This is a genomic window from Ramlibacter sp., assembly GCF_035706265.1.
Lineage (GTDB): Bacteria > Pseudomonadota > Gammaproteobacteria > Burkholderiales > Burkholderiaceae_C > Ramlibacter.
This window is the reverse complement of the sequence record NZ_DASSVG010000690.1, coordinates 1-10242: the sequence shown is the minus strand read 5'-3', so window position 1 is coordinate 10242 and position 10242 is coordinate 1. Positions and strand designations below refer to the sequence as shown.

10 protein-coding genes and 1 pseudogene are annotated in these 10242 nt (G+C 71.0%); 3 read left to right on the top strand and 8 right to left on the bottom strand.

Annotated features, from left to right (window positions below; genetic code table 11):
• Positions 1-1021, top strand: a 1021-nt coding sequence (glcE, locus tag VFM98_RS24815) for a glycolate oxidase subunit GlcE (protein ID WP_325112562.1), incomplete at its 5' end; no start/stop codon positions are given.
• Positions 1021-2247, top strand: coding sequence for a glycolate oxidase subunit GlcF (gene glcF, locus VFM98_RS24810; protein WP_325112561.1), 1227 nt, complete (start codon positions 1021-1023; stop codon positions 2245-2247). The genes glcE and glcF, both read left to right, overlap by 1 nt.
• Before the next feature lie 238 nt (positions 2248-2485).
• Here glcF and VFM98_RS24805 read toward each other — a convergent pair whose 3' ends face one another.
• The 4 genes from VFM98_RS24805 to lplT are packed head-to-tail and all read right to left on the bottom strand — an operon-like array spanning position 2486 to position 5907.
• Positions 2486-3247, bottom strand: a complete 762-nt coding sequence (locus VFM98_RS24805; protein WP_325112560.1) for a hypothetical protein — start codon at positions 3245-3247, stop codon at positions 2486-2488.
• A gap of 2 nt (positions 3248-3249) precedes the next feature.
• Positions 3250-3735, bottom strand: coding sequence for a glutathione peroxidase (locus VFM98_RS24800; RefSeq protein WP_325112559.1), 486 nt, complete (start codon positions 3733-3735; stop codon positions 3250-3252).
• Between the two features lie 5 nt (positions 3736-3740).
• Positions 3741-4631 (bottom strand): DMT family transporter, encoded by an 891-nt coding sequence (locus tag VFM98_RS24795; RefSeq protein ID WP_325112558.1) that lies wholly within the window; start codon positions 4629-4631, stop codon positions 3741-3743.
• Positions 4624-5907, bottom strand: coding sequence for a lysophospholipid transporter LplT (lplT, locus tag VFM98_RS24790; protein ID WP_325112557.1), 1284 nt, complete (start codon positions 5905-5907; stop codon positions 4624-4626). Before lplT ends, VFM98_RS24795 begins: the two co-directional genes overlap by 8 nt.
• A 120-nt stretch (positions 5908-6027) precedes the next feature.
• Here lplT and alr point away from each other — a divergent pair, with 120 nt between their 5' ends.
• Positions 6028-7125, top strand: coding sequence for an alanine racemase (gene alr, locus VFM98_RS24785; protein WP_325112556.1), 1098 nt, complete (start codon positions 6028-6030; stop codon positions 7123-7125).
• Positions 7126-7302: 177 nt separating this feature from the next.
• Here the strand turns inward: alr and VFM98_RS24780 are convergent, their stop codons facing one another.
• From VFM98_RS24780 to VFM98_RS24765, 4 genes and pseudogenes are all read right to left on the bottom strand, one after another.
• On the bottom strand, positions 7303-8220 hold the full coding sequence (locus VFM98_RS24780; protein WP_325112555.1) for a DMT family transporter: 918 nt from the start codon (positions 8218-8220) through the stop codon (positions 7303-7305).
• 13 nt (positions 8221-8233) lie between these two features.
• Positions 8234-9211 carry a 2-dehydropantoate 2-reductase gene (locus tag VFM98_RS24775; RefSeq protein WP_325112554.1) on the bottom strand — a complete coding sequence of 326 codons (978 nt, stop codon included), beginning with the start codon at positions 9209-9211 and terminating at the stop codon, positions 8234-8236.
• Positions 9208-9990, bottom strand: coding sequence for a class II aldolase/adducin family protein (locus VFM98_RS24770; protein WP_325112553.1), 783 nt, complete (start codon positions 9988-9990; stop codon positions 9208-9210). The genes VFM98_RS24775 and VFM98_RS24770 overlap by 4 nt, the downstream gene beginning before the upstream one ends.
• A gap of 22 nt (positions 9991-10012) precedes the next feature.
• A pseudogene (locus VFM98_RS24765) lies at positions 10013-10242 on the bottom strand (2-dehydro-3-deoxyglucarate aldolase); the annotation flags it as partial.

Genomic DNA, 10242 nt, shown 5'->3' with positions numbered 1-10242 from the left:
GCGCATCCGCGGCGGCGGCACCAAGGACTTCTACGGCGAACGGCTCGAAGGCGAGCTGCTGGAGACGACCGCGCTGCGCGGCATCGTCAACTACGAGCCGAGCGAGCTGGTGATCACGGTGCGCGCCGGCACGCCGCTGGCCGAACTGGAGGCGGCGCTGGCCGAACGCGGGCAGTGCCTGCCTTTCGAGCCGCCGCACTTCGCGGAGGGCGCCACCGTCGGTGGCATGGTGGCCGCCGGCCTGTCGGGCCCGGCGCGCGCCAGCGTCGGCGCCGTGCGCGACTACATCCTGGGCCTGAACCTGCTCAATGGCCGCGGCGAGGAACTGGTGTTCGGCGGCCAGGTAATGAAGAACGTGGCCGGCTACGACGTCTCGCGCCTCATGGCGGGCGCGCTGGGCACGCTGGGCCTGATCACCGAAGTGAGCCTCAAGGTGCTGCCGGTGGCGCCGGCGGAGGCCACGCTGCGCTTCCGAATCCCGCAGGCCGAGGCGCTGCAGCGGCTGAACGCCTGGGGTGGCCAGCCGCTGCCGCTGAACGCGAGCGGCTGGGATCCTTCAGGGGACGGGGCGCTGTACCTGCGCCTGCGCGGCGCCGTCGCGGCGGTGGAAGCAGCCTGCCGCAGCCTCGGCGGCGAGCGCCTCGACACCGCGGGCGCCGCCACCGAATGGAACGCCTGCCGCGACCAGCGCCTGGCCTGGTTCACGGAGCGCGACGGCCGCGACCTGTGGCGCCTCTCGGTGCCGCAGACCGCGCCGGTGCTGGACCTGCCCGAGCCGCCGCTGGTCGAGTGGCATGGTGGCCAGCGCTGGGTGCGCGCCGAGGCGGCCGAGGGCGTGCGCGTGCGCCAGGCGGCGCTGGCCGCAGGCGGCCACGCGACTCTCTTCCGCACCGACCGCTCCGACGCGCGCGATCGCACGACCCCGCTGGCGCCGCCGCTGGCCGCCCTCCACGAACGACTGAAACTGCAGTTCGATCCGCAGCGCATCTTCAACCGCGGGCGGCTCTACGCCCATCTCTGATGCAGACCCATCTCTCCCCGGAGTTCCAGGGCACGCCCGAGGGTGCCGAGGCCGAAGCCATCCTGCGCAAGTGCGTGCACTGCGGCTTCTGCACCGCCACCTGCCCCACCTACCAGGTCCTCGGCGACGAGCTCGATGGCCCGCGCGGGCGCATCTACCTGATCAAGCAGGTGCTCGAAGGCACCGAGCCGACGCGCAAGACGCAGCTGCACCTCGATCGCTGCCTGACCTGCCGCAACTGCGAGAGCACCTGCCCGAGCGGCGTCGACTACGGCCGGCTGGTGGACATCGGCCGCGGCATCGTCGAGCGCAAGGTGCCGCGCGACCCGCCGGCGCGCGCGCTGCGCTGGGCGCTGGGCGAAGGCCTGACCTCGAGCGCCTTCGGCCCGGCGATGAAGCTGGGGCAGGCGGTGCGCGGCCTGCTGCCGCAGCGCCTGCGCGAGAAGGTGCCGGCGGCCACCCGGGCCGGTCGCTGGCCCACGCGCACCCACGCGCGCAAGGTGTTGATGCTGGCCGGCTGCGTGCAGCCGTCGATGATGCCCAACATCAACACGGCGACGGCGCGGGTGCTCGATGCGGCCGGCATCCAGGCCATCGTCGCGCCGGAGGCGGGCTGCTGCGGCGCCCTCAAGTTCCACCTGAACGACCAGGATGGCGGGCGCGCGCAGATGCGCCGCAACATCGACGCCTGGTGGCCGTACGTGCAGCGCGGCGAGGTCGAGGCGATCGTGATGAACGCCTCCGGGTGCGGCGTCACGGTGCGCGAGTACGGCCATCACCTGCAGCACGATCCGGCCTATGCGGAGAAGGCCCGGCGCATCGGCGAGCTCACGCGCGACCTGAGCGAGCTGCTGCCGCAGCTGGTGCCGGTGCTCAAGGACAAGGTGCGCGCGCGCCCCGGCGTGTTCGCCTACCACGCGCCCTGCACCTTGCAGCACGGCCAGAAGCTGCGTGGCGGGGTGGAGCAGGGCATGGCGGCGCTCGGCTTCGAGCTGCGCGTGGCGCTGAACGAATCGCACCTCTGTTGCGGCTCGGCCGGCACCTATTCCGTGCTGCACCCGGAGATGGCGCACACCCTGCGCGACCGCAAGCTGGGACACCTGTCCGCCCTGCAGCCGCAGGCGATCCTGTCCGCCAACATCGGCTGCATCACGCACCTGCAAAGCGGCACGCAGATGCCGGTACGGCATTGGGTGGAGGTGCTGGACGAGGCGCTGGTGGGGTGAGACGCGGCGCGGGATTTGTGCGCTGGCGCGGTATTCGTAGGCTGGTGCTGACGCGCGAAGCGCAGGAAGCCCAGCTTCGCTGCGCTCGCTGATCGCTGGGCTTCGGCCTGCGGCGCTCAGCACCAGCCTACGGAGACCAGCGCCTCAGCACCAGCCCACGGGTGCCGCCGCCTCAGCACCAGCCCACGGGTTCCGGCGCCTCAGCACCAGCCCACGGATTCCAGCGCCTCGCTGCCCCTCACAACCAATCCGGCTCCGCCAGGAATCTCCGCGCGGACGCCCTGCCATTCGCCCGCGCCCGGCTGGGGTCGCGCGCCAGGGCCGGCATTGCTGCTTCCGAAATCGCCCGCGCGGTTTCGCGGATGAGGGCGAAGTTGCCCGGCACGGCGATGTCCTCGCGGCCGGCGACGGCCTGGACCTGCTGGCACCAGGCGGCGGCGCGCTCGGCCATCTTGGCGTCGGCGCGCAGGGCCTGCGCCGCCATGTCCTCGCCGGCGAGCAGGCGCCGCGCCAGCGTGCGCGCGGCGCCGTCCAGGCTGGCGCAACGGATCTGGCGCTGCGCCTGTTGGCGCGCGAACCACTTGCGGAACGTCGGCTCCACCAGCTCGCGCCGCGAGCGGCCGGCATGCGTCTCGAGGTGCGTCACCAGCGCGGCGCATTCGGCGCGCCGGCCTTCCGCGTCCTTGCCTTGCCAGCGGCGCGCGTAGCGCTCGGCCACGGACCGCCCCACCGGATCGACGCCGTCCGGGCCGCTGCGGCGCTCGGCCGCCGCCCGGCCCGCCTGCACCCCGGCGCCGTGCGCCTCGTGCAGGCGCGCGAGCGCCGCATCCAGGCCGGGGCCCAGGGCCGGATCGAGCTCCGCGCACGCGGAGCGCTGCTGCTGCGCGAGCTGGGTGGCGAGGTAGAGCGAGCTCCAGGTGTCCTGCACGAAATCCTGCGCGCGGCAGGGCGCCAGCACGAACAGCAGCGAAACCAGGGCGAGGCAAGGGCCGGGGCGCATCGTCAGCCGGCCAGCGCCGCCTCGATGTCCTTCGCCAGCTTGGCCGGTGCGTCCTGCGGGGCATAGCGGCGCAGCACGGTGCCGTCCTTGCCCACCAGGAACTTGGTGAAGTTCCACTTGATCGCCTTCGAGCCCAGCAGGCCCGGCGCTTCGGCGGTGAGCCACCGGTACAGCGGATGCGCGGAAGTCCCGTTGACCTCGACCTTCTGCATCATCGGGAAGCTCACGCCGTAGTTCGCCTGGCAGAACTGCGCGATCTCCTCGTTGCTGCCCGGATCCTGGTGGCCGAACTGGTTGCAGGGAAACCCGAGCACCACCAGCCCGCGCGGGCCGTACTGCCGGTGCAGCTCCTCCAGCCCGGCGAACTGCGGCGTGAAGCCGCAGGCACTGGCCGTGTTGACGATCAGCAGGGGCTTGCCGCGGAACTGCGCCAGGGGCACGGACTGCCCGCCGATCTGCTGCGCTTCGAAGTCGTAGACGCTGGCCATGCGAACTATTGTGCGCTGTATGGCCTTTCCTGGCGAGGCCACGCCGACCAGGCGGCGGCGGCGAGGATCAGCGCGCCGCCGGCCAGCGTGCGGGCCGTGAGTTCCGCCGCCCCCAGCGCCACCGAGGAGAGGCTGGCGAACACCACTTCCGACAGCATCACCAGCGCGGTGGTGTGCGCCGGCAGGCGCGAGGCGCCGTACTGCAGGCACAGGTTCGCCAGCAGGAAGCCGCCCGCCAGCAGCAGCGCGATGGCCCAGCCCGCGCCGTCCAGCCGCGGCAGCGGCGCGATGGCGCCCTGCAGCCCGCCCGCCAGCGCGACGCCGCCCGCCATCAGCATGCCGCCGCCGAACATGGCCAGCACGCGCGAGCCGGCGGTCACCTGCGAGAGTTTGCGCAGCAGCACGTTGGTGAGCGCGAAGCAGAAGCCCGCGCCCAGCGCCAGCCACTCGGCCAGCGCGCGCGGCCACGGCAGGCCGACGCCGCCCGTGTCCAGCACCGCCGCCACGCCGGCCAGCGCCAGCAGCAGCCGACCCAGGCCGGCGGCAGACGGCCGCTCGCCGAGCAGCGCCCAGGCGAGCAGTACCGACCAGGCCGGCATCAGGTAGAACAGCAGCACGATCCGCACCACGTCGCCGATCGTGACGGCCCAGTTGAAGCCGACGTTGGTGAGTCCCGCCGCGCCGGCCAGCAGCCAGAGCCCCGGCGTGCGCAGCAGCTCCGGCAGGGCGGCCGGGCGCACCAGGATGAAGACGGCGAAGGCCGCGAGGTAGATCACCGCGGTGGACCACAGCGCATGCACGCCGTGCGCCTGCAGCGCGCGGAACGGCCACCAGGACAGGCCCCAGACGCAGGCGTTGACCATCAGCGCCAGCACCGGCGCCGCGCGTTCACCCATGGACGTTGTCGTGCCGCGCCAGTGCGAGCAGGTGCTCGACTTCGTCCTTGTGGCGCACGCAGTTGCGCGCATGCCAGCGCTGGATCAGCCACATGACGCCGGCCACCACGAAACCGAAGGCGGTGATGGCGCCGAAGGCCGTCAGGCCCAGGCCGGCCGACAGGCTGTAGAAGGCGCCCAGGCCCAGGATGCAGGCCTGCTCGTTGAAGTTCTGCACGGCGATGGAGCGGCCGGCGCCCATCAGGTTGTGGCCGCGGTGCTGCAGCAGCGCGTTCATCGGCACCACCAGGTAGCCGCCCAGCGCGCCCATCAGCACCAGGAAGGGCGCGGCCACCCAGACGTTGCCGATGAAATTCATGCAGATCACCAGGACGCCCATGGCGATGCCCAGGGGCATCACGGTGGTGGCGCGGTCCAGCCGCATGCGCATGGAAGCGCCGATGGCACCGGCGGCCGTGCCCAGCGCGACCACGCCGGACAGCGACGATGCCTGCGTGGTGGTGTAGCCGAGGGCCGCCGCGCTCCAGGCCAGGATGATGTAGCGCAGGTTGCCGCTCACGCCCCAGAAGAGCGTGGTGGTGGCCAGCGAGATCTGCCCCAGCTTGTCGTGCCAGAGGCGGCTGTTGCAGCTCCAGAAGTCGGGCACCAGCTCCAGCGGATTGCGCGGGATCGGCCGCATCTCCACCCCGGTGAGCGGGATGCGCAGGTTGAACCAGGCGGCGATGCAGTAGATGAAGATCAGGACGAAGATCGCCGCTTCGGGCGGGGTGTCGATGCCGGTGTCGATGACCGGGAAGTCCAGCATCAGCATCCGGTGCGAGAGCGCCGCGCCCACCAGCTGGCCTCCGAGCAGGATGCCGAGGATGATCGAGGCGATGGTCAGGCCTTCGATCCAGCCATTGGCCTTCACCAGCTGCGAGGGCGGCAGCAGTTCGGTGAGGATGCCGTACTTGGCCGGCGAGTACGCCGCCGCGCCCAGGCCCACGATGGCATAGGAGGCCAGCGGGTGCATGCCCAGCAGCATCATCAGGCAGCCCACCACCTTGATCGCATTGCTGAGGAACATCACCTGGCCCTTGGGCCGGGCGTCGGCGAAGGCGCCCACGAAGGGGGCGAGCACCACGTAGAACAGCGCGAACATGGGCACCAGGGCGGCGGCCTGCCACGCGGGCGCGCGCGAGGACTTCAGCAGTTCCACGGCGGCGATGAACAGCGCGTTGTCGGCGAGCGACGAGAAGAACTGCGCCGCCATGATGGTGTAGAAACCGCGCTTCATCCGTACCTGTTTGTGGATGGCGCCGCCGGGGCGTCCATCGGAATTCTTCTGCTGCCTCACAGCGACACGGGGTTATATCACGCTGGGTAATGACAGAATCCGGGTTGAAAGCGAGCTTCCATGCCCCGTCCGATCCAGGCCACCATCCACACCGAGGCCCTGCGCCACAACCTGGCGCGCATGCGCGCCAGCGCCCCCGATGCGCGCGTCTGGGCGGTGGTCAAGGCGAACGCCTACGGCCACGGGATCGAGCGGGTGTACGAGGCGCTGCGCGGCGCCGACGGCTTCGCCCTGCTGGACCTGCAGGAGGCCGAGCGCGTGCGCGCCCTGGGCTGGCGCGGCCCGATCCTGCTGCTGGAGGGTGTGTTCGAGCCGCGCGACCTGGAACTGTGCTCGCGCCTGTCGCTCTGGCACACCGTGCACTGCGACGAGCAGATCGACTGGCTGGCGGCGCACAAGACGCAGGTGCCGCACCGGGTATTTCTCAAGCTCAACTCGGGCATGAACCGGCTGGGCTTCGGGCCGCAGCGCTTCCGCGCCGCCTGGGCCCGCCTGGACGCGCTGCCGCAGGTGGAGGAGATCTCCTTCATGACGCACTTCAGCGACGCCGACGGCCCGCGCGGCATCGCCCACCAGCTGCGCGCCTTCGAGGAGGCCACCCGCGACCTGCCGGGCGAGCGCACCCTGTCCAACAGCGCCGCGGCCTTGCGCCATGCCGCCGACGCGCAGGTGCGCGGCGACTGGATCCGTCCCGGCATCGCCGTCTACGGCAGCGCGCCGGACTATCCGCAGCACGACATCGCGCACTGGGGCCTGCAGCCGACGATGACGCTCGCCACGCGCATCCTCGCCGTGCAGCAGCTGCAGGCCGGCGACACCGTGGGCTACGGCTCCGCCTTCACCGCCGAGGGCCCGATGCGCATCGGCGTGATCGCCTGCGGCTATGCCGACGGTTATCCGCGCCACTGCGGCACCGGCACGCCGGTGCTGGTGGACGGCGTGCGCACGCGCCTGCTCGGGCGCGTCAGCATGGACATGAGCGCGGTGGACCTGACGCCGGTGCCGCAGGCCGGCTTCGGCACGCCGGTCACGCTGTGGGGCAGGGCGGAGAACGGCGCCATCCTGGCGATCGACGAAGTGGCCGCGGCCGCGGGGACGCTGGGCTACGAGCTGATGTGCGCGGTGGCGCCGCGGGTGCCGGTGGTTGTGGCGGAGTGAGAGGGTGGCTTGGACGGGCCGGCAAACCACTGGTCATTAACGCAAAAGCCGAAAAGGTTTCGCAAAAGCCGCAAAAGGACATCCTTCAAAAGGATTTCTTTGGCGGCTTTGGCTGTTTCCCTTTCGCGGCTTTTGCGTTAAGGTTGTTGATTTGATGCTCGTGAACGCGCGCTGCGCTCACCGCTTCCGCAGCCCGAGCGCCACGACCGCGCCGACCACCAGCAGCGCGCCACCTACCTGCACCGGCGCGATCGCCTGGCCCAGGATCAGCCAGGCCAGCACCAGCGCGAACACCGGCTCCACGTTCATGATCGCGGAATTGCCGACCACGCCCAGGCGCGGCAGCACGGTGAACATGATGGTGAAGGCCGTGCCATAGAGGAAGGTGAGGGTGGCCAGTCCCGCCCAGCCCGCCGGCGCCGTGGGCAGGTGGAAGCCGCCCTGCGAAGCGACGGTGGCGAGCGCGACCAGGCCGGCGAGCGTCATGGTGGTGGCGGTGCGCACGCGCCCGTCGACATCGCCGGCTTCGTGCTGCGTCAGCACCAGCGCCAGGCCGAAGGTTCCGGCCGCCGCGAGGGCGAAGGCCACGCCGGCGCCGATGCGCGCCCACTGGCCGGAGGCACCCAGGCCGGAGGCGGCGCCGAACACGTCCAGCGCCAGGGCCAGGCCCACCAGGATCACCGGCATCGCGAGCAGCATCGTCTTCTCGGGCCGGCGCCGGTAGACGATGGCGTCCCAGACGGCCGTCCAGATCGGATAGGTGTTGAAGGCCAGCAGCGCCAGCGCCACCGGCAGCCGCGCGACGGCGGAATAGAGGCACAGGCTCTGCACGCCGATCAACAGCCCGATCACCGGCAGCATGCGCTTGTGGCGCGCCGTGAAGCGGGGCCGCACGCCGTGCGAGGCGAGGATCGCGACGATCACCGCCGCGGTGACCGTGCTGCGGAACACCACCGCCGTGGCCACGTCGACGCCGTTGTTGAAGGCGATGCGCGCGGCCACGTGGTTGCCGCCCATCATCAGCGCGATCAGCAGCAGCGTGGCGAAGGCGGCGCCGCTGATCGCGCGCGCCGGTGCGGGGATGACGGCGGACATCGGCTCCGCCGGCTCAGTACAGGCCGTGGACGCGGGCGTGCAGGCGCGCCAGCCCCAGCAGCGCGTCGGTGAACGGCGTCGGCACGCGGGTCAGCTCGCCCATCTCCTTCACGGCCGTCACCAGGGCGTCGATCTCCACCGGCTTGCCGGCTTCCACGTCCTGCAGCATGGAGGTCTTGAAGGCGCCCAGCTTGCGCGTGACCTGGTGCCGGTCTTCCGGCTGCTGCGCGATCGGGATGCCGATGCGCTCGCCGATCTCGCGCGCCTCCAGCATCACGCGCGAGATGAAGCCGCGCACGAGCTCGTCGTCGAGGATCAGGTTGGTGGTCGCGCCGGTGATCGCGCTGACTGGGTTGACCGTCATGTTGCCCCACAGCTTGTACCAGGCGTCCTTCTGGATCTGCTCGGACAGCACGGTCTCGAAGCCTGCCTCGGTGAGCAGGGCCGCGAGCCGCTGCACGCGGGCCGTCCGCTCACCGGAAGGCTCGCCGATGATCAGCTTGTTGCCGAAGTGGTGCTGCACGTGGCCAGGCGCGCGCAGCGCGCAGCTCGCATGCACCACGCAGCCGACGATGTGGCGCGCGGGCACGGCTTCGGCGATGGCGCCGTCGGGGTCGATGGACTTCAGCCGGGTGCCGGCATAGCGGCCGCCGAAATCCTGGAAGAACCACCATGGCACGCCGTTCATGGCGGTGAGCACCACGGTCTCGGGCCCGAGCAGCGGGCGGATCGCCTTTGCCACTTCGGCCATCGCCGGTGCCTTGACGGCAATGACCACGAGGTCCTGCACGCCCAGGTCCGCCGGGGCGGCGCTGGCGCGCACCGGCGCGCCCTGGGTCTGGCCGCCTTCGTCCAGCTGCAGACCGTTCGCCTGAAGGGTTTGCAGCGTGGCGCCGCGGGCCACCACGCTCACTTCGCAGCCCGCCCGCGCCAGCTTGGCGCCGACCCAGCCGCCGATCGCGCCGGCGCCGTAGATGCAGACTCGTTTCATGACTTGTAGTCGGTGCCGCAGCGCTTTTCCATCAGGCGCGTCATGGCGTCGAACACGTCCTGGCCGGCGCCGAACCGCTGCTCGAACTGGAAGGAGTCCTGCGAGGTCTGGCGGGCCACCGCTTCCGACACCGGGATCGCACGGCCCATCGTCGCCTGCGCGATCTGGACGTCGCAGGCGCGCTGCAGCGTCCACAGCCGCACGAAAGCGAGCGGCACCGTCGGCCCCATGGCCAGCAGGCCGTGGTTGCGCAGGATCATCACCGGCTTGCCGCCCAGGTTGGCCAGCAGGCGCGGCGCCTCGTCGGCGTGGATGGTGATGCCCTCGAAGTCGTGGTAGGCCACCATGTCGTGCAGCTGCGCCGAATAGAAGTTGTTCTGGGCGAGTCCGCCTTCGGTGCAGGCCACGGCGACGCCGTTGGTGGTGTGCGTGTGCATCACGCAGTGCGCGTCCGGCACCTTGTCGTGGATGGCGGCGTGGATGGTGAAGCCCGCCGGATTCACCGGCCACGGATTGTCGGCATCGAGCTTGTTGCCCTCGATGTCGATCTTCAGCAGGTTGCTGGCCGTGACTTCGGAGTAGTGCAGCCCGAAGGGATTGATCAGGAACTGCCTGGCACCGCCCGTCACGCTGTCCGGCAGCCGCACGGTGATGTGGTTGTAGATCATCTCGGTCCAGCCGAGCATGTCGAAGATGCGGTAGGCCGCGGCGAGCTGGATGCGGGCGGACCATTCGTCCGGGTGCATGGCGGGCGTGCGCGGCTGCAGGACGGCGTTCATCGGCGGCTCTCCTTCTTCTTTTTCAGTAGTTGCCCTTGGCAGCGGGTTGCTGCGCCTGCGCCCCGCCCTTGAACTTGCCGGACAGCGCGCTGGTGGACTTCACCATCAGGTTGCTGTCCGTGCCCACGGCGATGAAGCCGGCGCCCATGTCGATGTGCGTCCGGGCCAGCGCCTCGTCGAGCGTCAGGATGCCGACGGACTTGCCCGCGGCCTGGATGCGGCGGAACAGGTCCTCGTGCATCTTCATCATCT